This window comes from Pantoea sp. B270, from assembly GCF_018726825.1.
Taxonomy (GTDB): Bacteria; Pseudomonadota; Gammaproteobacteria; order Enterobacterales; family Enterobacteriaceae; genus Pantoea; species Pantoea dispersa.
Genome location: NZ_JAHCSX010000001.1, coordinates 257,233 through 282,640, shown reverse-complemented (window position 1 = coordinate 282,640; position 25,408 = coordinate 257,233). Strand labels below are relative to the sequence as shown.

The following is a 25,408-nucleotide window of genomic DNA, read 5'->3' as shown; positions in this document are numbered from 1 at the left end:
AGACAGACTGTAACAGGCCGTTCCCCTGAAGCAGGACACAAGACACCGCTCAACAATCTTATGGGTAGCCTCGCTACCCTTTTTTTACCGGAGCTCGTTATGGGTATCGATTGGAACTGGGGCATCTTTTTACAGCAGGCTCCGTTCGGCAATACGACTTACCTCGGCTGGCTGTGGTCCGGATTTCAGGTGACCGTCGCGGTCTCCTGCTGCGCCTGGATTATCGCCTTCCTGGTAGGTTCCTTCTTTGGCATTCTGCGTACCGTGCCTAATCGCTGGCTGTCCACGATTGGCACCTGCTACGTGGAGCTGTTTCGTAATATCCCGCTGATCGTGCAGTTCTTCTTCTGGTATCTGGTGGCGCCAGAACTGGTCGGGGAGAAGCTCGGCATGTGGTTTAAGGCTGAACTGGACCCGAACATCCAGTTTTTCCTCTCTTCAACCATCTGTCTCGGTCTGTTCACCGCCGCACGCGTGTGTGAGCAGGTGCGCGCCGCGATTCAGTCGCTGCCGCGCGGCCAGAAAAACGCCGGTCTGGCGATGGGCCTGACGCTGCCGCAGACCTACCGCTACGTGCTGCTGCCTAACGCCTACCGCGTGATTGTGCCGCCGATGACCTCGGAAATGCTTAACCTGGTGAAGAACTCCGCCATCGCCTCTACCATCGGTCTGGTCGACCTGGCGGCGCAGGCGGGCAAGCTGCTGGATTACTCGGCGCATGCCTATGAATCTTTCACCGCTATCACCCTGGCCTACGTCGGTATTAACCTGGTGATCATGCTGATTATGAGTCTGGTAGAACGCAAAATCCGCCTGCCCGGCAACCTGGGAGGCAAATAATGTACGATTTTGACTGGAGTTCGATTCCGCCCAGCCTGCCCTATCTGCTGAACGGCATGATCATTACGCTGAAAATCACGGCGGTGGCGGTAGTGTTTGGCATTATCTGGGGCACCATTCTGGCGGTGATGCGCTTGTCCGCGTTCGCCCCGGTCCGCTGGTTCGCCAAACTGTACGTGAACCTGTTCCGCTCGGTGCCGCTGGTGATGGTGCTGCTGTGGTTCTATCTGGTGGTTCCCAGCTTCCTGCAGCAGGTGCTTGGGCTGTCGCCAAAAACCGATATCCGGCTGATCTCCGCCATGGTGGCGTTTGCGCTGTTTGAAGCCGCTTACTACTCGGAGATTATCCGCGCCGGTATCCAGAGCATCTCGCGCGGCCAGTCCAACGCGGCGCTGGCGCTGGGTATGACGCAGTGGCAGTCGATGAAGCTGATCATCCTGCCACAGGCGTTCCGCGCCATGGTGCCGCTGCTGCTGACGCAGGGCATCGTGCTGTTCCAGGACACCTCGCTGGTGTATGTGTTAAGCCTGGCGGACTTCTTCCGCACCGCGTCCACCATCGGTGAACGTGACGGTACCCAGGTAGAAATGGTTCTGTTTGCCGGTCTGGTCTACTTCGTGATCAGCCTGAGCGCTTCGCTGTTGGTGAGTTATCTGAAAAGAAAAAGGACGGTTTAAATGATTAGCCTGAAAAATGTTTCTAAGTGGTATGGGCACTTTCAGGTGCTGACCGACTGCTCCACCGAAGTGAAGAAAGGTGAAGTAGTGGTGGTCTGCGGACCGTCCGGCTCGGGTAAATCGACGCTGATTAAAACGGTGAACGGGCTGGAGCCTGTGCAGCAGGGTAGCATTCAGGTGAACGGTACCGAGGTGAACAACAAAAAAACCAATCTCGCCCAACTGCGCAGTAAAGTGGGCATGGTGTTCCAGCACTTCGAACTGTTCCCGCATCTCAGCATCATTGATAACCTGGTGCTGGCGCAGGTGAAAGTGCTGAAGCGCGACAAAACTGCCGCGCGCGATAAGGGCCTTGCCCTGCTGAAGCGCGTGGGTCTGGCGGCGCATGCGGAGAAATTCCCTGGTCAGCTGTCTGGCGGTCAGCAGCAGCGCGTCGCCATCGCCCGTGCGCTGTGCATGGATCCTATCGCCATGCTGTTCGATGAACCGACTTCCGCACTGGATCCGGAGATGATCAACGAAGTGCTGGACGTCATGGTGGAGTTAGCCAACGAAGGCATGACGATGATGGTGGTGACGCACGAGATGGGCTTTGCACGCAAAGTGGCGAATCGCGTCATCTTTATGGACGAAGGAAAGATCGTTGAAGACACCAACAAGGATGACTTCTTCAGCAATCCGCAGTCCGACCGTGCCAAAGACTTCCTGGCGAAAATCCTGCACTAATACTCACAATTCTGGCGGTCCACGGACCGCCAGCGTCAGGGCTTATCTTGCCCCCGCCTGCACTTCACCAAAATCGATATATTGCTGCTGTGATGTGGTACCCGACTGCGCAAGGCATAGCGTCTTGCCGCACCGGCATGAATCCTCCTGGAGCCTGCCGCCGCGCCTTCCCTGGCGCGGAGGCTGCCGCAAGTCACTATGCCTTGCGCACCATTAAGTTTCATCATCGCGGTAACTAAATGCGCGCATACCGCCGCATCTGCTTTTTTACGGCAGAAGGGATCCTGAACTAAGCCGGACGTCACGCGGCAGGGATGCCGCGTGTCGAGGCACGCAGGGATGCGGGTTTTGCCGATCCGGGCGTGTTCAGGTTCCCTTCTGACAGTCCGCACGCCTTCAGCAGCAATACTTTTTTTGCTTCAGATCACGGTGATAATTCAGGGCTCAAACGGCTGACGCTGGAACTGATCGTGGCCGCACTCCGGGCAGCGCGTCAGGCTCTCCGGGGTGTAAATCGCCCGGGTAAAGCCGCACTTTTCACACACCAGGTTACCCAGTCCCACCACTTCGCCGCTCTGATACACGCCGTGATGCCGCAGATCCTGAAACACTTCGCGCCACTCCAGCTGGCTCTTATCAGTGATATCGGCCAGCTCTTTCCACAGGCTTTCACGAATCACCCGCAGAAACACTGAATCGCCGAGCGCTTCGCTGGATTCCTGATAGCTGAGCGCGAACTCATGCAAATCGCGTCGCACCGCGCGCATGACCTCGTCGACTTCGGCGGTGGTCAGCGTCTGTTTCTGCAGCAGCGCGCTGCGCGCCTCGGCGACCAGTGCGTCGACATCACGCTCGCCACGCTCCAGCCGCTGGGTTAATGCTGCTACGGTTGCACGATACTCCTGCGCCACATTATTCATTTTGTTCTCCTTTCCGCTGCGGATGCTGAGTTAAGTTTAGCCGCTTTGCCATATTTGCTGCGCTTAGCGCAGAGGAAATCGCAAAAGGGTGAAAGCGCTGGCGCATTCGGCACAAATCACGCCGCCGAAGGGCGTCAATTGTTGTTGAGGGGCGGCCTTATGGGTATGCTATGCGGATCAAAAGTGTTTAAAAAACGATTTCACAAGGACCACAGGCAGCCATGCAAGAGCAATACCGCCCGGAAGAGATAGAATCCCGCGTCCAGCAGCACTGGGACGAAAACGAAACCTTCAAAGTGACCGAGCAGGAAGGCAAAGAGAAATACTACTGCCTGTCTATGCTGCCCTATCCTTCTGGCCGCCTGCACATGGGCCACGTGCGTAATTACACCATTGGCGATGTGATTGCGCGCTACCAGCGCATGCTGGGCAAAAACGTCCTGCAGCCGATTGGCTGGGATGCCTTTGGCCTGCCCGCTGAAGGGGCGGCGGTGAAAAACAACACTGCGCCAGCACCCTGGACCTACGACAACATCGAATACATGAAAAACCAGCTGAAACTGCTGGGCTTCGGCTATGACTGGAGTCGCGAACTGGCGACCTGTCAGCCTGAGTATTACCGTTGGGAACAGTGGTTCTTCACCAAACTGTACGAAAAAGGTCTGGTCTACAAAAAAACCTCCGCGGTCAACTGGTGCCCGAACGACCAGACCGTACTGGCGAACGAACAGGTGATCGATGGCTGCTGCTGGCGCTGCGACACTAAAGTCGAACGCAAAGAGATCCCGCAGTGGTTCGTGAAAATCACCGATTACGCCGAAGAACTGCTCAACGACCTCGATAAGCTGGAAGACTGGCCGGAGCAGGTCAAGACCATGCAGCGCAACTGGATTGGCCGTTCTGAAGGTGTCGAGATCACCTTTGACGTGGCCAACAGCGCGGAAAAAGTCACGGTTTACACCACCCGTCCGGACACCTTCATGGGGGCAACTTATGTCGCCGTGGCAGCCGGTCATCCTCTGGCGCGCCAGGCTGCCGTCAACAACCCGGCGCTGGCTGACTTCATTGCTGAATGCAGCAACACCAAAGTCGCCGAAGCGGACATGGCCACGATGGAGAAGAAAGGCATGGCCACCGGCCTGCACGCTATCCATCCGCTGACGGGCGAAGAGATTCCGGTCTGGGTCGCTAACTTCGTGCTGATGGAGTACGGCACCGGTGCCGTGATGGCCGTACCGGGTCATGACCAGCGCGACTGGGAATTCGCCACCAAATACGATCTCAACATCAAGCCGGTGGTGCTCAACCTCGACGGTACCGCGCCGGATATCAGCGCCGCGGCGATGACCGAAAAAGGCACGCTGTTCAACTCGGGCGAGTTTGACGGTCTGGACCACGACGCCGGCTTCAACGCTATCGCCGATGCGCTGGCGGCCAAAGGCGTCGGCGTGCGTAAAGTGAACTATCGCCTGCGCGACTGGGGTGTGTCACGCCAGCGCTACTGGGGTGCGCCCATTCCGATGGTGACGCTGGAAGATGGCACCGTAATGCCAACGCCAGAAGATCAGCTGCCGGTAATTCTGCCGGAAGACGTGGTCATGGACGGTATCACCAGCCCAATCAAAGCCGATCCGGAGTGGGCGAAAACCACCGTTAACGGTCAGCCGGCGCTGCGTGAAACCGACACCTTCGACACCTTTATGGAATCATCGTGGTACTACGCGCGTTACACCTGTGCGAACTACAACGAAGGCATGCTGGATCCGGCGGCAGCGAACTACTGGCTGCCGGTCGATCAGTATGTGGGCGGTATCGAACACGCCATCATGCACCTGATGTATTTCCGCTTCTACCACAAGCTGCTGCGCGACGCGGGCCTGGTCAACTCTGACGAGCCGGCCAAACGCCTGCTGTGTCAGGGCATGGTACTGGCAGACGCCTTCTACTACGTCGGCGCCAACGGCGAGCGCAACTGGGTTTCACCGGTTGACGTTAACGTCGAGCGCGACGAAAAAGGCCGCATCACCAAAGCCATCGACAATCAGGGCCGCGAAGTGATCTACGCGGGCATGAGCAAAATGTCGAAGTCCAAAAACAACGGCATCGACCCGCAGCTGATGGTTGAGCGCTACGGCGCAGATACCGTGCGTCTGTTCATGATGTTTGCCTCCCCGGCGGAAATGACGCTGGAGTGGCAGGAGTCAGGCGTGGAAGGCGCTAACCGCTTCCTGAAACGCGTGTGGAAGCTGGCGTACGATCACGTGGCTAAAGGCGCGACCGTGGCGCTGGATGTCAACGCGCTCAACGATGAGCAGAAAGCGCTGCGTCGCGATCTGCACAAAACCATCGCCAAAGTGGCGGATGACATCGGCCGTCGTCAGACCTTCAACACCGCTATTGCGGCGATCATGGAGCTGATGAACAAACTGCTGCGCGCGCCGCAGGAGAGCGAACAGGATCGCGCCCTGATGCAGGAAGCGCTGGTCGCCGTAACGCGCCTGCTCTATCCATTCACCCCGCACGCCAGCTACGTGCTGTGGCAGGCACTGGGTGGCGAAGGCAGCATCGACGACGCCAGCTGGCCGGTTGCCGATGAAGCGGCAATGGTAGAGGATTCGCTGCTGGTGGTGGTGCAGGTCAACGGTAAAGTGCGTGGTAAAATTACCGTAGCGCCGGATGCGACGCAGGAGCAGGTGCAGGCGCGTGCGGCACAGGAGCATCTGGTGGCGAAATATCTGGATGGCGTCACCCTTCGTAAAGTGATTTATGTCCCTGGCAAACTGCTTAACCTGGTCGTAGGTTAAGTTCAGGAGGAACTGTGCGACAACTCGTTATCAGGCTGTTTGTCCTGCTGGCAGTGCTGGTCACTGCCGGCTGTGGTTTTCATCCGCGCGGCACCACGCAGGTGCCACCGGAAATGAAAACGCTGATCGTCCAGAGCGGCGATCCGTATGGCCCGCTGGCGCGCACCGTGCGTCAGCAGCTGCGCATCAACGATGTCAAAATCGTTGAAGACAGCAAAGCGGCCAGTGCGCAATACCCGACGCTGCGTCTCGGCGCGGAGAGCCAGGGACGCGATACTGCGTCGGTATTCATCAGCGGCACCACCGCCGAATACTCGCTGGTAATGACCGTCAGCGCGCAGGTGTTGCTGCCGGGTAAAGGCATTTATCCGATCAGCACCACGGTGTACCGTTCGTTCTTCGACAACCCGAACGCCGCGCTGGCGAAGGATGCCGAGCAGGATATGATTGTGCAGGAGATGCGTCAGCGTGCCGCCGAGCAGCTGGTGCGTAAACTGCTGACGGTACACGCCGCGCAGGAGAGCAACAAAGAGACGCTGCCGCAACCTGAAGTGATTGCGCCAGGCGCGGACTCACCGGAAGTGCCCTCCTCGTCAGCCACCAGTCTGCAATGATCAGGATCTATCCTGAGCAACTGCGCGCGCAGCTTCGAGAGGGGCTGCGCGCCTGTTATTTTCTCACCGGTAATGAACCCCTGCTGATTCAGGAGAGCGCAGATGCCATCCGCGCTGCCGCCGCTCAGCAGGGCTTCGACGAGCATTTTTCCGTCAGCGTTGATGCGCAGACTGACTGGGAGGCGATTTTCGCCAGCTGTCAGTCGCTGAGCCTGTTCACACAGCGCCAGACGCTGACGCTGCAACTGCCGGAAAACGGCCCCAACGCCGCCATCGCCGAACAGCTGGTGAAACTGGCGGCGCTGCTGCACAGCGACATCATGCTGGTGCTGCGGATGGCGAAGCTGACCAAAGCGCAGGAAAACAGCGCGTGGTTCAAAGCGCTCAGCGCCAGTGCGGTGCTGGTGCCGTGCCAGACGCCGGAACAGGCGCAGCTGCCGCGCTGGGTGGCCGCCCGCGCGAAAGCCCTGCAGCTGAGTATTGATGACGCGGCAATTCAGCTGCTCTGCTACTGTTATGAAGGTAATCTGCTGGCGCTGGCCCAGGCGCTGGAGCGGCTGTCGCTGCTGTGGCCGGACGGCAAACTGACGCTGCCCCGCGTGGAAGAAGCGGTGAACGATGCCGCGCATTTCACGCCGTTTCACTGGGTTGATGCGCTGCTGGCCGGCAAGAGCAAACGCGCGCTGCACATTTTGCGTCAGTTGCAAAAAGAGGACAGCGAAGTGGTGATTCTGCTGCGCACGCTGCAGCGCGATCTGCTGACGCTACTGCAGCTGCAACGCCAGCAGGCGAAGCAGCCGCTGCGTACGCTGATGGATCAACAGCGTATCTGGCAGAACCGCCGTGCCCTGTTCACTGAAGCGCTGCAGCGACTGGATGCGCAACGGCTGCAGCAAGCGGTGCATCTGCTGGCTCAACTCGAACTGACCATGAAGCAGGACTACGGTCAGAATTTGTGGCCGCAGCTGGAGACGCTGTCATTGCTGCTGTGCCATCGTGATTTTCCGCTGGGTTTAACTGATGTCTGACCTTTACGCGCTGTTTGGCGGCACTTTCGATCCAATTCATTTCGGCCATCTGCGTCCGGTCACCGCGCTGGCGCAGCAGGTTGGCCTGCAAAAAGTGACGCTGCTGCCGAACAACGTGCCGCCGCACCGGCCGCAGCCGGAAGCCAGCGCACAACAGCGCGTGGCGATGCTGCGCTGCGCCATTGCCGATCGTCCGCTGTTTGATATCGACACGCGCGAGCTGACGCGCACCACGCCGTCATGGACGGTGGACACGCTGGAAACCCTGCGCGCCGAGCGCGGTGCACAACAGCCCCTGGGGTTTATCATCGGTCAGGATTCTCTGCTAACGTTAGGAAAATGGCATCGCTGGCAGGAACTGCTGTCGCTGTGTCACCTGCTGGTTTGTCAGCGTCCAGGCTACGCCGCGCAGATGGCTACGCCAGAGATGCAGCAGTGGCTGGATGCGCACCGCGCGCATGAAGTGCAGCAGCTGCATCGCGCACCGGCAGGCCACATCTGGCTGGCCGACACGCCGCTGTTCGACATTTCTGCCACTGAGATTCGCCAGCGCCGCCATCACGGCCAGGACTGCGCCGATCTGCTGCCAGCGGCGGTGATCGACTACATCGATCGCGCGGGCTTATATCGCGATTGATCGCCGCGTGCTATACTGCGCCGCTTCATTTTTGGCTGCGTTTTCCGGGGCATTCAGCCTGCCCATAATCACCTGTTTTTAAGGGGAACCTTTTGCAAGGCAAAGCACTCCAAGAGTTCGTTATTGATAAGATTGATGATCTCAAAGGCCAGGACATCGTTGCGATTGATGTGCAGGGCAAATCCAGTATCACCGATTGCATGATTATCTGTACCGGGACCTCCAACCGTCACGTCTCCTCCATCGCTGACCATGTGATGCAGGAATCGCGCGCGGCAGGCCTGAAACCGCTCGGCGTCGACGGCAAAGCGGCTGCTGACTGGGTTGTGGTCGATCTCGGTGAAGTGATCGTGCACGTGATGCAGGAAGAGAGCCGCCAGCTGTATGAGCTGGAAAAGCTCTGGAGCTAAACGTTGAAACTGCAGCTTGTCGCCGTCGGCACCAAAATGCCCGACTGGGTTCAGACCGGTTTCATGGAGTACCTGCGTCGCTTTCCCAAAGATATGCCGTTTGAGCTGACTGAAGTGCCGGCCGGTAAACGTGGCAAAAACGCCGACATCAAACGCATTCTGGAAAAAGAGGGTGAAGCGATGCTGGCGGCGGTGGGCAAAGGCAACCGCATTGTGACGCTGGATATTCCCGGACAGCCGTGGGAAACGCCGCAGCTGGCGCAGCAGTTAGAGCGCTGGAAGCTGGACGGGCGTGATGTCAGCCTGCTGATTGGTGGGCCGGAAGGCCTGGCACCGGCGTGTAAAGCGGCAGCCGAGCAGAGCTGGTCACTGTCCGCGTTAACGCTGCCGCATCCGCTGGTGCGTGTGCTGGTGGCGGAAAGCCTGTATCGTGCCTGGAGTATTACCACTAATCACCCTTATCACCGTGAATAAACGCCTGACAACCTCCAGACAATAAACGCAGCGGATGAAATTACAGAGCAACGCTTTTCGCGATTACACTGCCGAACAGAAACTGTTTGTCCGCCGCGCCCTGGTGGCCTTTGTCGGCATCCTGCTGCTCTCCAGCGTGCTGGTGGTCAATCTGTATCATCTGCAGATCCTGCGCTTCGACGACTACAGCACCCGTTCAAACGAAAACCGCATCAAACTGGTGCCGGTCGCCCCCAGCCGCGGCATCATCTATGACCGCAACGGTGTACCGCTGGCGCTCAATCGCACCATTTACCAGGCCGAGCTGGTGCCGGAAAAAGTCGATGACCTGAAGCAGACGCTGCAGGATCTGCGGCCGGTGCTGGATTTGACCGACGACGATATCGATGCGTTTGAAAAAGAGCGCAAGCGCTCGCGCCGCTTTACCTCGATTCCGGTCAAAACCGGCCTGAATGAAGTGCAGGTCGCGCGCTTTGCAGTGAACCAGTACCGTTTCCCGGGCGTGGAAGTGAAAGGCTACCAGCGCCGCTACTACCCTTACGGCCAGACGCTGACGCACGTGGTGGGCTACGTCTCGAAAATCAACGATCGTGACGTCAAGCGCCTTGATGAAGAAGGCAAATGGCCGAACTACGCAGCCACCCACGATATCGGTAAGCTCGGCATCGAAAACTATTACGAAGATGTGCTGCACGGCAAAACCGGTTACGAAGAGGTGGAAGTCAACAACCGCGGTCGCGTGATCCGTCAGTTGCATGAGCAGTCACCGCAGGCCGGACGCGATATCTGGCTGACCATCGATCTCAAGCTACAGCAGTACATCGAAACCCTGCTGACCGGCAGCCGCGCCGCCGTGGTGGTGAGCGATCCGCGCACCGGTGAGATTCTCGCGCTGGTCTCCACACCCAGTTACGATCCGAATCTGTTTGTCGATGGTATTTCGAGTAAAGATTATAAGGCGCTGCTCGGCGATGAGAACCGCCCGCTGTATAACCGTGCGCTGCAGGCATCGTATCCACCAGCCTCCACGGTTAAACCTTATGTGGCGGTCTCAGCGCTCAGTGCCGGCGTGATCAACCGTAATACCAGCCTGTTCGATCCGGGCTGGTGGCAGCTGCCGGGCTCGGAAAAACGCTACCGCGACTGGAAAAAGTGGGGCCACGGTCGCCTCAACGTCACTAAATCGCTGGAAGAGTCAGCGGATACCTTCTTCTATCAGGTGGCCTATGACATGGGCATCGACCGCCTGTCGGAGTGGATGACCAAATTCGGCTACGGCCACCGTACCGGTATCGACCTGCCGCAGGAGAGCCCCGGCAACATGCCGACGCGCGAATGGAAGATGAAACGCTTCAAGAAGCCGTGGTATCAGGGCGATACCATTCCGGTCGGTATCGGCCAGGGCTACTGGACGGCGACGCCGGTGCAGATGAACAAAGCGCTGATGATCCTGATTAACGACGGCGTGATTAAAGTGCCGCACCTGCTGCGCGCCACCCGTGAAGGCAACAGCATGGTGCCGTATCGCCAGCCGCCGGATGCGCCGATTGGCGACATTCATTCCGGCTACTGGGAGATCGCCAAAGACGGCATGTATGGCGTGGCCAACCGCGCCAACGGTACCGCGCACAAAAGCTTTGCCGACGCACCATACAAGATTGCGGCGAAATCCGGTACCGCACAGGTGTTTGGCCTGAAAGAGAATGAGACCTACAACGCGCACAAGATTGCCGAACGGCTGCGTGACCATAAGCTGATGACCGCCTTCGCGCCGTACGACAAGCCGCGCGTCGCCGTCACCATGATTCTGGAAAACGGCGGTGCCGGCCCGGCGGTAGGCACCGTGATGCGCCAGATTCTCGACCACATAATGCTGGGCGACAACAATACCGTGCTGCCAGAAGCCGCACCCATGCCGCCCGGCTACGAAGGTGAATAACGATGTCGATGAACGATAGTCCCCAGAAAAGAACGATCTGGACGCGTATCCATATCGACCCGCTGTTTATGCTGATCATCATCAGCCTGCTGGCCTACAGCGCCATTGTTATCTGGAGCGCCAGCGGCCAGGATCCGGGCATGATGGAGCGCAAGCTCGGGCAGATTGCCATGGGCACCATCATCATGCTGGTGATGGCGCAGGTGCCGCCGCGCGTGTATGAAAGCTGGGCACCCTACCTCTACATTGTCTGCGTGATTTTGCTGGTGGCGGTCGATGCCTTCGGCCACATCAGTAAAGGGGCACAGCGCTGGCTGGATCTCGGTTTTGTGCGCTTTCAGCCGTCGGAAATCGCTAAAATCGCCGTGCCGCTGATGGTGGCACGCTTCATCAACCGCGATGTCTGCCCGCCGACACTGAAAAACACCGGCATCGCGCTGGTGCTGATTTTCATGCCGACGCTGCTGGTGGCGGCGCAGCCGGACCTCGGTACCTCCATTCTGATCGCCGCCTCCGGCCTGTTTGTGCTGTTCCTCTCGGGCATGAGCTGGAAGCTGATTGGCGTGGCCGTGCTGCTGGTGGCGGCGTTCATCCCGATTCTGTGGTTCTTCCTGATGCACGATTATCAGCGCGACCGTGTGATGATGCTGCTCGATCCGGAGAGCGATCCGCTTGGTGCCGGCTACCACATTATTCAGTCCAAGATTGCTATCGGCTCCGGCGGCCTGCGCGGCAAAGGCTGGCTGCATGGCACCCAGTCGCAGCTGGAGTTTCTGCCCGAACGTCACACCGACTTTATCTTCGCGGTGCTGGCGGAAGAACTCGGCCTGGTGGGCGTCCTGCTGCTGCTGGTACTTTATCTGCTGCTGATCATGCGCGGTCTGGTGATTGCCGCACGCGCGCAAACCACCTTTGGTCGCGTGATGTCCGGCGGCCTGATGCTGATTCTGTTTGTGTATGTTTTCGTTAACATTGGCATGGTTAGTGGTATCTTACCGGTGGTTGGCGTGCCGCTGCCGCTGGTGAGCTACGGCGGATCGGCGCTGATTGTGTTAATGGCCGGATTTGGCATCGTGATGTCGATCCACACTCATCGAAAAATGTTATCTAAAAGCGTTTAAGAGGCTGCACATGCGTAAGGACTGGCTTGGGGTTGCTCTGGCATCACTGGTACTGGCTGCCTGTTCCACACCGGAACAGCAGACGAACACGGCCCCGCCGCAGCCGGCCTATAATGGCCCGGTGGTGGAGATTCCCGGCGTGGAGCCGCGCTATGAGCCGATCAATCCCTCTACCAGCCAGGACTACAGCGTCAACGGCAAAACCTACCGGGTGATTAAAGATCCGTCCAACTACAGCGAAGTCGGTCTGGCAACATGGTACGGCGAAGAGGCGCAGGGCAACCGCACCGCGCTGGGTGAAACCTACGATCCGGACGCGTTAAGCGCCGCACACCCTACCCTGCCGCTGCCGAGCTACGTGCGCGTCACCAACCTGGCCAATGGCCGGCAGATTGTGGTGCGCGTTAACGATCGCGGCCCTTACACCCCGGGCCGGATTATTGACCTGTCGCGCGCCGCGGGCGATCGCCTGAATATTTCCAATAACACCCGCGTACGGGTGGATTACATCAAGGTAGCGCCGGACGGTTCAGTATCCGGTCCGGGCACCATCGGCACCACCGTGGCCAAACAGAGCTATGCGCTGCCGGCGCGGCCTGACCTGAGCGGCGGCATGGTGATGACCGGTGCCAGCAGCGCGCCAGCCCCTGCCGCACAGGACGTTCGCGCGGTGGATAACAGTTCACTGCAGAGCAACGGCAACATCGGCGCACCGGTGCAGAGCAGCGGCTTTCTCGGCGCACCGCAGCCGTTAGCCAGCGGCGTACTGGAAGGCAGCGCGCCGGCCACAGCGGTTGCCGCCAGCCCTGCCGCACCGGCTGCGGCAGCGAGTCCGGCTCCGGCCAGCCATAACGCCAGCGCCCATGCCGGCAGCGGTTTTGTGGTACAGGTTGGCGCCCTGAATGACGCCGCGCGCGCCCGGCAAATGGCGGACAGCCTTGGCCAGCGCTTTGGTGTACCCGGCGCGGTGGAAGCCAATGGTAACGTCTATCGCGTGCAGCTTGGCGGTTTCAGCAGCCGGGCTCAGGCCGCCGCGCTGCAGCAGCGTCTGAGCACTGAAGCGCAGATCAGCTCCTTTATTACCACGGCCCGCCCGTCAATGTGACGGGCCGTGCCCTTGCCTGCTGACATTGAGGCATAAAGCCAGATGTCGCACGATGGCAGCTTTGCTATAGTAAGGCACTTTTTTCACTCTTAACCCCACGGATGCTGTAGTCCTGAACATGAATACGCTGAAACCTTCTCGTTTTCTGAAACGCCTGACAGTGGGATCACTGGTCGCTCTCTCCCTCAGCCACGTTGCCTTTGCAGATGATGTTAATCTGAAAACCATGATTCCGGGCGTGCCGGACATCGATGCCGAAGCTTACGTGCTAATCGACTATAACTCCGGCAAAGTGCTGGCGGAAAAGAACGCGGACGCGCGCCGCGACCCGGCCAGTCTGACCAAAATGATGACCAGCTACGTCATCGGCCAGGCGGTCAAAGCGGGCAAAATCCATCAGGATGACATTGTTACCGTCGGTAAAGATGCCTGGGCAACCGGCAATCCGGTGTTCAAAGGCTCCTCGCTGATGTTCCTCAAGCCGGGCGATCGCGTACCGGTCTCTCAGCTGACGCGCGGTATTGTGCTGCAGTCCGGTAACGACGCTTGCGTGGCGATGGCCGATTACGTTGCCGGCAGTCAGGACGCATTCGTTAACCTGATGAACAACTACGTGGGCGCGCTGGGCCTGAAAAATACCCATTTCCAGACCGTGCACGGTCTTGATGCTGACGGTCAGTACAGTACGGCGCGTGACATGGCGCTGATTGGTCAGGCGCTGATTCGCGATGTGCCGGATGAGTACGCGGTCTACAGAGAGAAAGAGTTCACCTTTAATAACATCCGCCAGATGAACCGTAACGGCCTGCTGTGGGATACCAGCCTTAACGTCGACGGCATCAAAACCGGCCACACCGAAGCCGCCGGTTATAACCTGGTGGCGTCAGCGACCGAAGGCCAGATGCGTCTGATCTCGGCGGTGATGGGCGGTCACACCTTCAAAGGCCGTGAAACCGAAAGTAAAAAGCTGCTGACCTGGGGCTTCCGCTTCTTCGAAACCGTGGCGCCGCTGAAGGCGGGCAAAGAGTTTGCGTCTGAGCCGGTATGGTTTGGCAACAGCGATCGCGTGCAGCTCGGCGTGGAAAAAGATGCTTACCTGACCATCCCGCGCGGCCGCATGAAAGACCTCAAGGCCAGTTACGTGCTGAACAACACCGAACTGCACGCGCCGCTGCAGAAAAACCAGGTCGTGGGCAGCATCAACTTCCAGCTGGATGGTAAAACCATCGAACAGCGTCCGCTGGTGGTGCTGAACGAAGTGCAGGAAGGCGGTTTCTTCAGCCGCATCATCGATTACATCAAACTGATGTTCCATCACTGGTTCGGCTAAGGCGCGCTTGAAAAATCGCCAATCCGTCCCCAGATAAGCTACTATATTGCTCCCGCTTCGGCGGGAGCCTGTTTTTTATGCACCGGAGTTAATATGAAAACCAAACTGAATGAACTGCTCGAATTCCCGACGCCTTTTACCTACAAAGTGATGGGCCTGGCGCAACCGGAGCTGGTTGATCAAGTGGTTGAAGTGGTGCAGCGTCATGCGCCCGGCGACTACAGCCCTGACGTTAAGCCCAGCAGCAAAGGCAATTATCACTCGGTGTCGATCACCATTAACGCCACCCACATCGAACAGGTGGAAACCCTGTACGAAGAGCTGGGCAACATCGAAATCGTGCGCATGGTGCTGTAATGCTGACGCTGGTAAAGGCCGCTTTGCCAGCGTTATACTCTGCCCTCCACTCGCTACCGGACTTCTGCTTTGTCTGCTAATACGCTTCTTGTTCGTCAGCTTGGCCAGCGCGACTGGCAGCCCGTCTCCGATGCCATGCATCACTTTACCGATCGGCGCGACAGCGCCACCGCCGATGAACTCTGGCTGGTAGAACACCCCGCGGTGTTTACTCAGGGCCAGGCGGGCAAAGCCGAACATGTGCTGGTGCCGGGCGATATTCCGGTGGTACAGAGCGATCGCGGCGGCCAGGTAACCTATCACGGCCCGGGCCAGCAGGTAATGTATGTACTGATTGACGTTAAACGCCGCAAGCTGGGCGTGCGCGATCTGGTCACCGCACTGGAAGATACGGTCATCGCTACGCTGGCTGATTACGACATCAGTGCGCGTGCGCGTGCGGATGCGCCCGGCGTATACGTTGGCGATGCGAAAATCTGTTCGCTCGGCCTGCGCATCCGTAAAGGCTGCTCGTTTCACGGTCTGGCGCTCAATGTCGCGATGGATCTGGCGCCCTTCCTGCGCATCAATCCCTGCGGCTATGCCGGCATGCAGATGACGCAGATCAGCGCCTTCCAGCCCGGCATCACGCCGGCGGACGTGCAGCCGCGCCTGGTGCAGCATTTCGCGCGCCTGACCGGCTTTAGCGACACGGAATGGCATGATGAGGCCGCGTGCTGACCTTGACCGTACGTGCGCATTTACAAAATTGTAACTTTCGCCACGGCTTATCGGCTGCTTCTGCCCCGGCGAGATGATATAATTTTTGCAATTTTTTCAAATAAAGTTGAAAGCCTGGTTCTCAGTTTGAGTGAGGAAGCTTTCAAATCGCAATCCCGACCGGAACCTGCAGATTTATGAGTAAACCAATTCAGATGGAACGTGGCGTCAAGTATCGCGATGCCGACAAAATGGCGCTGATTCCGGTAAAAACCGTAGTCACCGAACGCCAGGAAATCCTGCGTAAGCCGGAGTGGATGAAGATCAAGCTGCCTGCGGATTCCAGCCGCATTCAGGGCATCAAAGCGGCGATGCGTAAAAACGGCCTGCACTCGGTGTGTGAAGAGGCTTCCTGCCCTAACCTCGCCGAATGCTTTAACCACGGCACCGCCACCTTTATGATCCTCGGTGCCATCTGTACCCGCCGCTGTCCGTTCTGCGATGTGGCACACGGTCGGCCAAACGCGCCGGACGCCAACGAGCCGCTGAAGCTGGCACAAACCATTGCCGACATGGCGCTGCGCTATGTGGTGATCACCTCGGTGGACCGCGACGATCTGCGTGACGGCGGTGCACAGCACTTTGCCGACTGCATCAGCGCCATCCGCGAGAAAAGCCCGACCATCAAAATTGAAACGCTGGTGCCGGACTTCCGCGGGCGTATGGATCGCGCGCTGGAGATCCTCACGGCTACGCCGCCGGATGTGTTCAACCACAACCTGGAAAACGTACCGCGCGTCTATCGTCAGGTGCGTCCGGGCGCTAACTATGAGTGGTCGCTAAAGCTGCTGGAGCGTTTTAAAGAGGCGCATCCGGACGTGCCAACCAAATCCGGTCTGATGGTCGGTCTCGGGGAAACCAATGCGGAAATCATCGAGGTGATGCGGGATCTGCGTCGCCACGGTGTCACCATGCTGACCCTCGGCCAGTACCTGCAGCCAAGCCGTCACCACCTGCCGGTACAGCGTTACGTCAGCCCGGCTGAATTTGATGAGATGAAAGAGGAAGCGCTGGCGATGGGCTTTACCCACGCCGCCTGCGGTCCGTTCGTCCGCTCGTCTTATCACGCTGATATGCAGGCCAAAGGCCTGGAAGTGAAGTAATCTCCTGCCGCGATTGCGCCCTGCTGCGGCGCAATCGCAAAAATTCTGCTTAAACCGCTTAATTCCTGCCGCAAGTCTGTCGCTTTAACCGCTGAGGCCATAAGAACCTGTTTATAATTTTTATTTTCTCAGTGTTTTTTTCATAAAGGTCAGATTATGCAATCATCCTTTCATATCGATGAGCTCGATTTTATGCGGGCGGCGGATGTGTCAGGTCCATCCTCTGGTAGACCGCGAAGCGGCGCGTCGGGCGAAAGCCTGGATGCGCTAAAAGCGCGCACCACGCCCATGGATATCACTAATCCGTTCGTGACGCCCCATGCGTCGTGCGAACTGGCGTTTCTTGCAACCGCCATCAGCATCGACCACCGCTACGACGAAATTCATCTGCACCTGCCGCAAAGCGCGCAGCCTGCGTCTGCGCCCGCGCCCGCACTGCCGTTCACCGAACTGCGCAGCGTAACGCCGGATGAAACGCCGTTGCTGCCAGCGCTGCCGCCGCTGGAGTCAGCCCAGCAGGCCGCCGGCGAGAGCGTCTGGCACAGCCTGCCTGAGGTTCCGGCGCTCAGCCCGGCGCTGTCGCTGGTCAGCGCGCTGCCTGCGGCATGGTATGCCGCTGAACCTCAGACGTCCCACCCGTCGGCGGTCCCCACGCCCCCAGCCCGGCAGCCGCTGAGCCTGCCTGAGGTGGCTGTGCTGCGCGACATACAGCAACACGACTATGCGGTGGATTACGATGACAGCGGTGAGCCGAAAATGTTTAGCGGCACGCTGGCGGCGGGCGCTCAGGTGCTTATTTATATCGATAATGTGCTGATTGAAGTGGTAACGGGCGACGCACAGGGTCACTGGCAGTTCGCTCAGCCCGCCGATTTAAGCGCGGCACAGCATGTATTCAGTGCAGAGTTCGTCGATGAACAGGGGCATGTCAGCAGCCGTTACAATAAGTTGATTACCGTACTGCCGCAGCCTGCCGCTATTATCACGCCAATTGATGACAGCGATCTCAGCGCGATTGATTGTGCACTGATGGAACTGGCGATGCAGCAGGATGATATTGCGCCCGCTCTTCTGCCGCTGACCTTCAGCGAAGCATGGCTGGATGAGTGGCACAGCGCTGACAGCACGCTAACCGCCAGCGGCGATCACGGTGGCAACCTGCCAGGCTGGGATGAACCGCTGGAACATCACATTGTCTGGCACTAAAAAACGAAAACCAGACTGTGGCAGTCTGGTTTTTTAACGTAATAAATATTTACACTTATTGACGTTCAGCGCAGAGGTTACTCTTTGTGGCCGACGCGTTCAGCAGGCGTTTCTTCGGCACTGCTTTTGGTTGCGGTGGATTCATCATCTTTCATGGCTTTTTTAAAGCCCTTGATTGCGGAACCCAGATCGCCACCCAGTGAACGTAACTTGTTGGTGCCAAAAAGCAGTACGATAAGCGCACCGATGATCAGCAGTTTGGCAATACTGATACCTTCCATATTTTACCTTTCAACCTTCGCGAAAAACGGACAGCACTATTAACGCGCAGTTATTCACTCCGCTCAACTGCAATCTGTAACAGAGTGAGATCTCACGGTCAGATAAAGCGGCTGAGAAACGCCTGGGTACGTGGATGCTGCGGATTGCCAATCACCTGCTCTGGCGGTCCCTGCTCCACCACCACGCCACCATCCATGAACACCACGCGATCGGCGGCTTCACGCGCAAAGCCAATCTCATGCGTCACCACTATCATGGTCAGGCCGCGATTGGCTAACGTACGCATGGTAGCCAGCACTTCCCCCACCAGTTCCGGATCCAGCGCTGAGGTCGGTTCATCGAACAGCATCAGCAGCGGTTTGATCGCCAGCGCACGGGCGATCGCCACGCGCTGCTGTTGTCCCCCCGACAAATGTCGCGGCCAGGCGTCGGCTTTATCGCTCAATCCGACCGTTGCCAGCAGCTCACGCGCGTGTTGCAGCACCTCATCACGTGGGAACTTGTGCACGCCAATCGGCGCTTCCATGATGTTTTGCAGTACCGTCATATGGGGATAGAGATTGAACTGCTGAAACACCATGCCGATTTTCTGCCGCTGATGGGCAATTTTCCGCGCCGACAGGCGATGCAGCAGACCGCGCTTTAGCGCGTAACCAATCTGCTCGTCGCCCACCATAATCGAGCCGGCATTCATCTCTTCCAGATGATTAATGCAGCGCAGAAAGGTCGACTTGCCTGAGCCCGAAGGCCCGAGAATCACCACCACTTCGCCCGGAAACACATCGAGATCGATGCCTTTCAGCACCGCGTTATCACCGAAGCTCTTTTGCACATTACGCGCACGCACCAGCGGCTGAATCTCGCTCATACGTCCTCCTTTAAACGCGGGGCCGCGGCCAGCGCCGTGTCACTGCTGGCGCGTCGTTTGTTCACCACCACGGTACGTTTGCTGCCGCGCGCGTAGTAGCGCTCAATGGCTGACTGGCCGACGTTGAGGATCGAGGTAATCAGCAGATACCAGATCACCGCCACCATCAGCATCGGAATGATTTCAAAGGTACGGTTATAAACGGCCTGCACCGAATAGAGCAGATCGCCCATCGCGATGACGCTCACCAGCGACGTGGCTTTGATCATGCTAATCAGCTGGTTGCCGGTCGGAGGAATAATGGCGCGCATCGCCTGTGGAATGATGATACGCCGCAGCGCGCGGCTGCGGCTCATGCCAAACGCCTGAGTGGTTTCAACCTGACCGTGATCGACCGACAGCAGGCCGGCACGGATAATCTCCGCCATATAGGCAGCCTCGTTGAGCGCCAGACCGGCGATGGCGGCAGTCAGCGGCGTGATCAGATCGTTAGTATTCCAGCTGGCAAAGGTGATGTCCGTCCACGGCACGGTGATCGAAAGCGTGGGAAACAGTGTCGACAGGTTGTACCAGAATATCAGCTGCACCAGCAGCGGCGTACCGCGAAAGAACCAGATGTAGAGCGCCGACACGCCGCTCAGCAGTTTATTCTCTGACAGCCGCCAGACCGCCAGCAGCAGCCCCAGCAGGGTGCCCAGCACCATCGACACCACCGTCAGCCCGAGCGTCACCTGCAGCCCTTTCAGCACCGAGCCCTCGGTAAACCACTGCAGCACCACGTGCCACTCAAAATTGGGATTGGTCGCCACCAGCCACAGACCATTCGCTGCCAGCGTCAGGACCACGATCCAGCTAACCCAGCGTCCATACGCGGGCGCGCTACGGGCAAAAGCGACGTCGCGCTGCGGCACGTCCCCCTGATCCGTGGGGCGCGCGTTGGGGCCGACGGCACTCATTTTGCCGTCTCCTGCGCCAGGTTACGTCCCGGCTGCGGCAGCATGTTGCCGTCCAGCTGCCACTTTTTCATGATGGCCGCGTAGGTGCCGTTGGCAAACAGTTCTTTGTAGGCATCCAGCACCACCTCGCCCAGCGGCGAGCCTTTGGGAACGACCGTGCCCTGAAAGATATCGCCAAAGCCGTTTTTCTGCCCCTGACCAGACAGTTCAAGCTGCCCCTGCGCCTGCTCAATGAAATAGGTCAGCGGTGCCTGCGAGGAGAAGAAGGCATCCGAACGCTTCGAGCGCACCGCCAGTATCGATGAAGGCTGATCGGTAAAGGACTGCACCACGACTGCAGGTTTGCCCGCAGCCTCACAGGCGGCTGACTGTTTGCGGATCACCTGCTCCGCCGAACCGGCCGCCATTACCGCGATGCGCTTGCCGCAGGTATCTGCCAGACCGTTGATGTGCGCCGGATTGCCCTTCTGCACGCCAAACACCACGAACTCCTGCACGTAGTCGATGAAGTCCACCTTTTGCTGGCGATCCGGATAATCACCTATTGGCCCGATGGCCATCTGATAGCGTCCGGAATTAATGCCGGCCAGTACGCCGGACAGACCGCTCACCGTCGCATGTTCAATTTTCACGCCCAGCAGCTGGCCGAGCGCCACGGTAAGATCGGCCGAGGCGCCATCCATTGAGTGCGGCCCGTTAACGATCTCATACGGCGGAAAGGAGCCATTGTTTACCGAGATCATTTTGCCAGCCTGCTTGATCTGCGCCGGCAGTCTATCGTGCAGCGCCTGATCCATTTTTTGCGTCGGAATGGCGTCCGCTGCCTGGGCGACGCTCGCCGTCAGGCCGGTCGCCAGCGCGATGGCGGTTAAAAGCATTTTCATCAGTCAGTTTCCCCCAGGCAGGTCAAAGTGATTGCAATTCCGGACGGGCAAAGCGGCGATTTTCCAGTACCGGCAGCACGCTGCGGGCGTAGGCGATGCGGGCCGGATCCAGTTCGGCAAACACCAGTGCAGCGCACTCTGGTGCCTTAGCAATCACCACGCCAAGCGGATCGACCACCAGACTGTTACCAATGTTGCGCGGCCCGCACTCGCCTACCGCCACCATGTAGCAGGTGTTTTCCAGCGCGCGCGCACTGGTCAGCAGTTCCCAGTGCATCTCCTTTAACGGTCCTTTTACCCAGGCGGAAGGCAGCACCAGCACGTCGGCACCGTCCAGCACCAGCCGGCGCGCCAGTTCGGGAAAACGCACGTCGTAGCAGGTCATCAGCCCAACTTTCATACCGGCCACCTCAACCAGTGGCGGCACGGCATCACCCGGATTAACCCGCTGCGACTCCTGCATGGCGAAGGCATCGTACAGATGCAGCTTGACGTACTGCGCAATGATTTCGCCATTACGCAGGGCAATCAGTACGTTGTGCGCTTTGTTATCCTGCGTCGGCACGTGCACGCTCATCATGGTGGTCAGCGCGTTACCTTTGCTGGTTTCCAGCAGTTGACTGACAAACGGCCCGTCCAGCGGCTGTGCGGCCTTTAACACCAGATCGGGATCGGCGATATCGCGCGCCAGCACGCCTTCCGGCAGCACCAGCAGATCGGCGCCCGCCGCCAGCGCATCCTGCATCAGACCACGACAAATGGCGGTATTCTCCTGCCATTCGCGGCTAACGGCGAACTGCCCCATGGCTACTTTCATCTTCACTCCCCTCTGGCCGCCGCCGGGAAAATCTCCTCCGGCGAGAGCAACGTTGTGGTTAAGCCCTGCTGAAACAGCTCACGGGCGAAGTCGGCAATCATCCTTTTGTTAGCGGTAAATCCGTTTTGATTCCAGTCGGCAGGCAATTCCTGCGCGGTGCGTCGCAAATCATCCAGCAGCCACGGCGTGGTATCCGCGTACTTCTCGCGTTTGCGCATCCACAGCTGATACGCGCGATCGATCACCTCGCTCAGCGCCTGCGGCAGCCACGGATGCGCCGCCGCCAGCGCCGGCTTCAGCGCCAGCAGATGAATACCGGGCACATAGCCGACGCGGTTGAAGTAGTCGCGCTCAGCACTGACGAAATCCGCCTGCAGCTGGCGCAGACCGGAATCTTTCAGGAAAAAACCCTCAGGCATAAACGGCGTGAACACCGCATCCAGCTCGCCGGCTTTCAACAGTTCAATCAGCGGACGCTCGTCCGGCGCCGGTTCGATGCGGCCCGGGCGACCAAATCCCGCCAGCCGGTCAACAATCGGATGATCAGCGGTCAGGCGTCCGGCAAACCAGAAGGCGTCGTTGATATCGACGCCCGCTTCGCGCAGCACGGTGCGCGTCCAGGTATTGCCGGAGTCCTGCCAGCCGGTAACGCCGATTCTTTTGCCTTTCAGCTGGGCTGGGGTGGTGAGCGGGCTGGTTGTGGTGGTGATGATGCAGCGCTGGCGAAAGCCACGCATCAGAAAGTGCGGCAGGCCGAGCAGTGAATCGTCGCCGCGCGCCCGTGCCTGCGCATAGCGGCTGAACGACACCTCACCGCCTTCGTAGTGTTCACTGCTGGCCAGGTTATCCACCAGCGTGCCTACGCGGTCAATGACCAGCCTGAAGCCCTGTGGCTGAATATCGCCCAGCGCCAGCGGCGTGAAGTAATCCCAGTCGCGCACCGCCAGTCTGATAGTGATCATCGTTGTGCTTCTCCGTTTGTTCAGCCGCCACGCTGGCGCTGTGCATTTTTTCTGCAAATTGTGCTTGAATTTGAGTCTAAAACGCGAATACTAATCTGAACAATCATTTCTTTGTTACTGAACAAAGCTTTTTCTTATGACGCAAATTGTGGATGCAGAGTGGCTCAGCCAGCAGATTAATGACGCCTCGGTAAAAGGCATTACCCTCGCCGCGTCAACATTGATTCGCGACGGACAGATTGCAGTGGGCATGCAGATGCCGGCAGTGCGCGATTTGGCGGAACGGCTGGGCGTGAGTCCGGCCACGGTATCCGCGGCCTGGGCGCAGCTGAAAAAGCAGAAAGTGCTGGCGGGTAAAGGGCGAAGCGGAATCTGGGTATGCGGCAACAGTGTGATGCCGCGACCGGTCCGCTTTGAGAAAATTGGCAACTATGGTCAAAACGTCAAAGCCGCGCTGGCGATGGCTGCACCCGATCCGGCACTGCTGCCGGATCTGCGCCCGGCGATGCTGGCCGGGCTGGCGTCACCGCAGCTGAATAGCTATCAGCGTGAGGCGATTTCGCCACAGCTGCAGGCGGCCATTGCGCCGCGCTGGCCCTGTCCGGCGGAGGCGTGGCTGGCGACCGATGGCGGCTTTGATGCCATGAACCTGATAGTGCAGACGCTGCTGTCACCCGGCGATCGGGTAGTGATTGAAGATCCGACCGCGACGCGTCTGCTGGATATGCTCGACAACATCGGTGCCGAGATCCTGCCGCTGCCCGGTGATGAGCAGGGACCGCTGCCTGAGGTGCTGGCGACACACTTACAGAAAGCGCCAGCGATGTTCATTTATCAGCCACGCACCCACTCGGCGACCGGCTACAGCGTCAGCCAGCAGCGCAGCGAAGCGCTGGCGCAGGTGCTGGCGCAGAGTGCCACCCTGATTGTCGAGGATGATGGCATCGGCGATTTGTCGCGCTGGCCGGTATGGAGTCTCGGCCGCCACTATCCGCAGCGTACGTTGCACGTGCACTCCTTTTCCAAAGCCTACGGCCCGGATCTGCGGCTGGCGGTGGTATCCGGCACGGCAGAACTGGTGAAACGGCTGCAGTCGTGGCGTAACTTCGGGGTCAGCTGGACCAGCCGTATTTTGCAGGATGCGGTGGCCTGGATGCTAAGCGATGCGCCCACCCAGCAGCGCATACAGCAGGCCAAAGGCACGTATGCCGCGCGCCGTCAGCAGTTGCTGGCCGCACTGGCGCGGCGCGGGCTGGTACAGGAAGATCGCGACGGCCTGAGCGTGATGCTGCCGGTGGCGTCAGAGCAGTATGCCATGATCACCCTCGCCGCCCGGGGCATCACCGTGCTGCCAGGCGAACGCTGCAGCATCAACAGCGGACAGTTCATTCGCGTCAGCATTGCGCGGCTGCCGGCCGATCAGCTCGACAGCATCGCCGATGCGTTAGTGATTGCCTGCGGACGCGAGCTTAATATCAGCCCAGATCTTTGATGTGATAGCGTGGCGACTCAACGTAGCCTTCACGCGCATAAAACTGGTTGGCTTTCAGTCGCGAGGCGTGACAATGCACTTCCATGCGGTCGCAGCCGCGGGCGCGCGCCAGTTGCTCGGCGTGGTTCAGCAGTTGCTGGCCGCTGCCTTTACTGCGCTCGCCCTCGGCGATACAGAAATAGCTGATGCGCGCGAAATCGCCCGCTAATGCCAGCTGCGGAATGAAGTGCAGCGAAAGAAATCCCAGCACCTGGTTACCGTGTTCCGCCACCAGCAGCGTCTCGTCGGGATGGGCGCACAATTGCGCCAGCCGATCGCTGATAAATTTTTCCGTGCCGCGATAACCCAGCTCGGTTAACAGTGCACTCAGGGCAAAGCTGTCTTTGGCCTGTGCTTCACGTATGTTCATCCTGCCTCCTCCGTTCCCTGACTGCTGTTATATAGCGTTGCAGCTAAAAAATCTGCAAGTAAGCTTTGTTATGAGTATGTTACGGGAATTATCTGTGAGCGACGCCGCAGAATGTGCCTTGTCATGCCGCTGTCACGCTGGCTTAAGGCTGGCTTAATCTTGCTTTGCCATGCTGGCATAAATGAAGTTGCGAGGCATGGCACATGAAGAATCTGGTACCGCACTGTTTTAATGAATGGCTGGCGCTGTCGCTTAGTACGCTGGTGATTATCGCCTGGGCCATTAGCTGGTGGCAGGGCTGAAAAAAGCACAAAAAAAACCCGCCATCAGGCGGGTTTTTAAAATTCTGACTGTTAACTTACAGAGCGGTAACGTTAGCAGCAGATGGGCCTTTAGCGCCGTCGGTGATTTCAAACTCTACACGCTGACCTTCAGCCAGAGTTTTGAAGCCGTTGCTCTGGATAGCAGAGAAGTGTACGAATACATCTTTGCTGCCATCTTCTGGAGTAATGAAACCGAATCCTTTGGACTCATTAAACCACTTAACGTTACCTTTGATCTTGGACATCTATATTACCTTTACATGAAAAATGGACACTAAACTGTGTCGGCATCTAGTACAGCAATTGCAGTGACATTTGTCCAGCGCGAATTGATGAAAAAGTGATAAATATTGATTTTTTCCATG

General features: G+C 58.5%; 27 protein-coding genes. 18 read left to right on the top strand and 9 right to left on the bottom strand.

Translation table 11 applies throughout. The features are described from left to right. The first annotated feature begins 99 nt into the window (after nt 1–99). From KOL70_RS01405 to KOL70_RS01395, 3 genes are read left to right on the top strand one after another with little or no spacing between them, the layout of a single operon-like run. Nucleotides 100–840, top strand: a complete 741-nt coding sequence (locus KOL70_RS01405; RefSeq protein WP_021508574.1) for an amino acid ABC transporter permease — start codon at nt 100–102, stop codon at nt 838–840. Further along, on the top strand, nt 840–1,517 hold the full coding sequence (gltK, locus tag KOL70_RS01400; RefSeq protein WP_152391251.1) for a glutamate/aspartate ABC transporter permease GltK: 678 nt from the start codon (nt 840–842) through the stop codon (nt 1,515–1,517). The genes KOL70_RS01405 and gltK overlap by 1 nt, the downstream gene beginning before the upstream one ends. Next, nucleotides 1,518–2,243, top strand: coding sequence for an amino acid ABC transporter ATP-binding protein (locus KOL70_RS01395; protein ID WP_058757895.1), 726 nt, complete (start codon nt 1,518–1,520; stop codon nt 2,241–2,243). A gap of 437 nt (nt 2,244–2,680) precedes the next feature. Here KOL70_RS01395 and KOL70_RS01390 read toward each other — a convergent pair whose 3' ends face one another. After that, nucleotides 2,681–3,163, bottom strand: coding sequence for a zinc ribbon-containing protein (locus tag KOL70_RS01390; RefSeq protein WP_021508577.1), 483 nt, complete (start codon nt 3,161–3,163; stop codon nt 2,681–2,683). A gap of 221 nt (nt 3,164–3,384) precedes the next feature. On the opposite strand from KOL70_RS01390, the gene leuS reads away from it, so the two are divergent. The 14 genes from leuS to KOL70_RS01320 all read left to right on the top strand — a co-directional run bounded on the left by leuS (nt 3,385) and on the right by KOL70_RS01320 (nt 18,050). After that, nucleotides 3,385–5,967 (top strand): leucine--tRNA ligase, encoded by a 2,583-nt coding sequence (gene leuS, locus KOL70_RS01385; protein WP_058769436.1) that lies wholly within the window; start codon nt 3,385–3,387, stop codon nt 5,965–5,967. A gap of 14 nt (nt 5,968–5,981) precedes the next feature. Beyond that, on the top strand, nt 5,982–6,581 hold the full coding sequence (gene lptE, locus KOL70_RS01380; RefSeq protein WP_021508579.1) for an LPS assembly lipoprotein LptE: 600 nt from the start codon (nt 5,982–5,984) through the stop codon (nt 6,579–6,581). After that, complete coding sequence (gene holA, locus KOL70_RS01375; RefSeq protein WP_021508580.1) at nt 6,578–7,609, top strand: DNA polymerase III subunit delta; 1,032 nt, start codon at nt 6,578–6,580, stop codon at nt 7,607–7,609. Before lptE ends, holA begins: the two co-directional genes overlap by 4 nt. Continuing rightward, nucleotides 7,602–8,246: a nicotinate-nucleotide adenylyltransferase gene (nadD, locus tag KOL70_RS01370; RefSeq protein WP_021508581.1), complete on the top strand. Its 645-nt coding sequence runs from the start codon at nt 7,602–7,604 to the stop codon at nt 8,244–8,246. The genes holA and nadD overlap by 8 nt, the downstream gene beginning before the upstream one ends. Nucleotides 8,247–8,338: 92 nt before the next feature. Next, entirely contained in the window at nt 8,339–8,656 is a 318-nt protein-coding gene (gene rsfS / locus KOL70_RS01365) for a ribosome silencing factor (protein WP_021508582.1), read from the top strand. A gap of 3 nt (nt 8,657–8,659) precedes the next feature. Beyond that, nucleotides 8,660–9,130, top strand: a complete 471-nt coding sequence (gene rlmH, locus KOL70_RS01360; RefSeq protein ID WP_058757899.1) for a 23S rRNA (pseudouridine(1915)-N(3))-methyltransferase RlmH — start codon at nt 8,660–8,662, stop codon at nt 9,128–9,130. A 34-nt stretch (nt 9,131–9,164) separates the two neighbouring features. Continuing rightward, the gene (gene mrdA, locus KOL70_RS01355; RefSeq protein ID WP_021508584.1) at nt 9,165–11,069 is read left to right on the top strand and encodes a peptidoglycan DD-transpeptidase MrdA; all 1,905 of its coding nucleotides are present in this window, start codon (nt 9,165–9,167) and stop codon (nt 11,067–11,069) included. Nucleotides 11,070–11,077: 8 nt separating this feature from the next. Continuing rightward, nucleotides 11,078–12,190 (top strand): peptidoglycan glycosyltransferase MrdB, encoded by a 1,113-nt coding sequence (gene mrdB, locus KOL70_RS01350; RefSeq protein WP_031279886.1) that lies wholly within the window; start codon nt 11,078–11,080, stop codon nt 12,188–12,190. A gap of 10 nt (nt 12,191–12,200) precedes the next feature. Further along, on the top strand, nt 12,201–13,295 hold the full coding sequence (gene rlpA, locus KOL70_RS01345) for an endolytic peptidoglycan transglycosylase RlpA (protein ID WP_215480103.1): 1,095 nt from the start codon (nt 12,201–12,203) through the stop codon (nt 13,293–13,295). 118 nt (nt 13,296–13,413) lie between these two features. After that, complete coding sequence (dacA, locus tag KOL70_RS01340) at nt 13,414–14,625, top strand: D-alanyl-D-alanine carboxypeptidase DacA (protein WP_021508587.1); 1,212 nt, start codon at nt 13,414–13,416, stop codon at nt 14,623–14,625. A 93-nt stretch (nt 14,626–14,718) separates the two neighbouring features. After that, on the top strand, nt 14,719–14,982 hold the full coding sequence (ybeD, locus tag KOL70_RS01335) for a DUF493 family protein YbeD (protein ID WP_010618866.1): 264 nt from the start codon (nt 14,719–14,721) through the stop codon (nt 14,980–14,982). 69 nt (nt 14,983–15,051) lie between these two features. After that, nucleotides 15,052–15,702 carry a lipoyl(octanoyl) transferase LipB gene (gene lipB / locus KOL70_RS01330; protein WP_215480102.1) on the top strand — a complete coding sequence of 217 codons (651 nt, stop codon included), beginning with the start codon at nt 15,052–15,054 and terminating at the stop codon, nt 15,700–15,702. A 176-nt stretch (nt 15,703–15,878) separates the two neighbouring features. After that, nucleotides 15,879–16,844, top strand: a complete 966-nt coding sequence (gene lipA, locus KOL70_RS01325; protein ID WP_058757902.1) for a lipoyl synthase — start codon at nt 15,879–15,881, stop codon at nt 16,842–16,844. A 156-nt stretch (nt 16,845–17,000) separates the two neighbouring features. After that, the gene (locus tag KOL70_RS01320; protein ID WP_215480101.1) at nt 17,001–18,050 is read left to right on the top strand and encodes a hypothetical protein; all 1,050 of its coding nucleotides are present in this window, start codon (nt 17,001–17,003) and stop codon (nt 18,048–18,050) included. A gap of 77 nt (nt 18,051–18,127) precedes the next feature. Here KOL70_RS01320 and tatE read toward each other — a convergent pair whose 3' ends face one another. The 6 genes from tatE to KOL70_RS01290 form a co-directional block, all read right to left on the bottom strand. Continuing rightward, nucleotides 18,128–18,331, bottom strand: coding sequence for a twin-arginine translocase subunit TatE (gene tatE, locus KOL70_RS01315; RefSeq protein WP_010618871.1), 204 nt, complete (start codon nt 18,329–18,331; stop codon nt 18,128–18,130). Between the two features lie 98 nt (nt 18,332–18,429). Continuing rightward, complete coding sequence (locus tag KOL70_RS01310; RefSeq protein WP_058757904.1) at nt 18,430–19,200, bottom strand: amino acid ABC transporter ATP-binding protein; 771 nt, start codon at nt 19,198–19,200, stop codon at nt 18,430–18,432. Then, nucleotides 19,197–20,156 carry an amino acid ABC transporter permease gene (locus tag KOL70_RS01305; protein WP_058757905.1) on the bottom strand — a complete coding sequence of 320 codons (960 nt, stop codon included), beginning with the start codon at nt 20,154–20,156 and terminating at the stop codon, nt 19,197–19,199. The genes KOL70_RS01310 and KOL70_RS01305 overlap by 4 nt, the downstream gene beginning before the upstream one ends. Continuing rightward, nucleotides 20,153–21,040 carry an ABC transporter substrate-binding protein gene (locus KOL70_RS01300; RefSeq protein ID WP_058769431.1) on the bottom strand — a complete coding sequence of 296 codons (888 nt, stop codon included), beginning with the start codon at nt 21,038–21,040 and terminating at the stop codon, nt 20,153–20,155. Before KOL70_RS01300 ends, KOL70_RS01305 begins: the two co-directional genes overlap by 4 nt. A gap of 22 nt (nt 21,041–21,062) precedes the next feature. Next, nucleotides 21,063–21,857 carry a deaminated glutathione amidase gene (locus tag KOL70_RS01295; RefSeq protein ID WP_211726313.1) on the bottom strand — a complete coding sequence of 265 codons (795 nt, stop codon included), beginning with the start codon at nt 21,855–21,857 and terminating at the stop codon, nt 21,063–21,065. Nucleotides 21,858–21,859: 2 nt separating this feature from the next. After that, entirely contained in the window at nt 21,860–22,819 is a 960-nt protein-coding gene (locus KOL70_RS01290) for a nitrate ABC transporter substrate-binding protein (protein ID WP_150360913.1), read from the bottom strand. A 136-nt stretch (nt 22,820–22,955) separates the two neighbouring features. Here KOL70_RS01290 and KOL70_RS01285 point away from each other — a divergent pair, with 136 nt between their 5' ends. Continuing rightward, a complete protein-coding gene (locus KOL70_RS01285) occupies nt 22,956–24,311 on the top strand; it encodes an aminotransferase class I/II-fold pyridoxal phosphate-dependent enzyme (RefSeq protein WP_215480100.1) in 1,356 nt (451 codons plus the stop codon). On the opposite strand, the gene KOL70_RS01280 is transcribed toward KOL70_RS01285, so the two are convergent. Further along, the gene (locus KOL70_RS01280; protein WP_021508597.1) at nt 24,295–24,720 is read right to left on the bottom strand and encodes a GNAT family N-acetyltransferase; all 426 of its coding nucleotides are present in this window, start codon (nt 24,718–24,720) and stop codon (nt 24,295–24,297) included. The genes KOL70_RS01285 and KOL70_RS01280 overlap by 17 nt on opposite strands. A 358-nt stretch (nt 24,721–25,078) precedes the next feature. Beyond that, nucleotides 25,079–25,288 carry a transcription antiterminator/RNA stability regulator CspE gene (gene cspE, locus KOL70_RS01275; protein ID WP_010615627.1) on the bottom strand — a complete coding sequence of 70 codons (210 nt, stop codon included), beginning with the start codon at nt 25,286–25,288 and terminating at the stop codon, nt 25,079–25,081. Nucleotides 25,289–25,408: the final 120 nt, after the last annotated feature.

What these genes read in the sequence shown, in the direction of transcription:
- KOL70_RS01405 (WP_021508574.1), top strand. Translation starts at nt 100, where the DNA reads ATGGGTATCGATTGGAACTGGGGCATCTTTTTACAGCAGGCTCCGTTC.
- gltK (WP_152391251.1), top strand. Translation starts at nt 840, where the DNA reads ATGTACGATTTTGACTGGAGTTCGATTCCGCCCAGCCTGCCCTATCTG.
- KOL70_RS01395 (WP_058757895.1), top strand. Translation starts at nt 1,518, where the DNA reads ATGATTAGCCTGAAAAATGTTTCTAAGTGGTATGGGCACTTTCAGGTG.
- KOL70_RS01390 (WP_021508577.1), bottom strand. Translation starts at nt 3,163, where the DNA reads ATGAATAATGTGGCGCAGGAGTATCGTGCAACCGTAGCAGCATTAACC.
- leuS (WP_058769436.1), top strand. Translation starts at nt 3,385, where the DNA reads ATGCAAGAGCAATACCGCCCGGAAGAGATAGAATCCCGCGTCCAGCAG.
- holA (WP_021508580.1), top strand. Translation starts at nt 6,578, where the DNA reads ATGATCAGGATCTATCCTGAGCAACTGCGCGCGCAGCTTCGAGAGGGG.
- nadD (WP_021508581.1), top strand. Translation starts at nt 7,602, where the DNA reads ATGTCTGACCTTTACGCGCTGTTTGGCGGCACTTTCGATCCAATTCAT.
- mrdA (WP_021508584.1), top strand. Translation starts at nt 9,165, where the DNA reads ATGAAATTACAGAGCAACGCTTTTCGCGATTACACTGCCGAACAGAAA.
- mrdB (WP_031279886.1), top strand. Translation starts at nt 11,078, where the DNA reads ATGAACGATAGTCCCCAGAAAAGAACGATCTGGACGCGTATCCATATC.
- rlpA (WP_215480103.1), top strand. Translation starts at nt 12,201, where the DNA reads ATGCGTAAGGACTGGCTTGGGGTTGCTCTGGCATCACTGGTACTGGCT.
- dacA (WP_021508587.1), top strand. Translation starts at nt 13,414, where the DNA reads ATGAATACGCTGAAACCTTCTCGTTTTCTGAAACGCCTGACAGTGGGA.
- ybeD (WP_010618866.1), top strand. Translation starts at nt 14,719, where the DNA reads ATGAAAACCAAACTGAATGAACTGCTCGAATTCCCGACGCCTTTTACC.
- lipA (WP_058757902.1), top strand. Translation starts at nt 15,879, where the DNA reads ATGAGTAAACCAATTCAGATGGAACGTGGCGTCAAGTATCGCGATGCC.
- KOL70_RS01320 (WP_215480101.1), top strand. Translation starts at nt 17,001, where the DNA reads ATGCAATCATCCTTTCATATCGATGAGCTCGATTTTATGCGGGCGGCG.
- tatE (WP_010618871.1), bottom strand. Translation starts at nt 18,331, where the DNA reads ATGGAAGGTATCAGTATTGCCAAACTGCTGATCATCGGTGCGCTTATC.
- KOL70_RS01310 (WP_058757904.1), bottom strand. Translation starts at nt 19,200, where the DNA reads ATGAGCGAGATTCAGCCGCTGGTGCGTGCGCGTAATGTGCAAAAGAGC.
- KOL70_RS01305 (WP_058757905.1), bottom strand. Translation starts at nt 20,156, where the DNA reads ATGAGTGCCGTCGGCCCCAACGCGCGCCCCACGGATCAGGGGGACGTG.
- KOL70_RS01300 (WP_058769431.1), bottom strand. Translation starts at nt 21,040, where the DNA reads ATGAAAATGCTTTTAACCGCCATCGCGCTGGCGACCGGCCTGACGGCG.
- KOL70_RS01295 (WP_211726313.1), bottom strand. Translation starts at nt 21,857, where the DNA reads ATGAAAGTAGCCATGGGGCAGTTCGCCGTTAGCCGCGAATGGCAGGAG.
- KOL70_RS01290 (WP_150360913.1), bottom strand. Translation starts at nt 22,819, where the DNA reads ATGATCACTATCAGACTGGCGGTGCGCGACTGGGATTACTTCACGCCG.
- KOL70_RS01285 (WP_215480100.1), top strand. Translation starts at nt 22,956, where the DNA reads ATGACGCAAATTGTGGATGCAGAGTGGCTCAGCCAGCAGATTAATGAC.
- KOL70_RS01280 (WP_021508597.1), bottom strand. Translation starts at nt 24,720, where the DNA reads ATGAACATACGTGAAGCACAGGCCAAAGACAGCTTTGCCCTGAGTGCA.
- cspE (WP_010615627.1), bottom strand. Translation starts at nt 25,288, where the DNA reads ATGTCCAAGATCAAAGGTAACGTTAAGTGGTTTAATGAGTCCAAAGGA.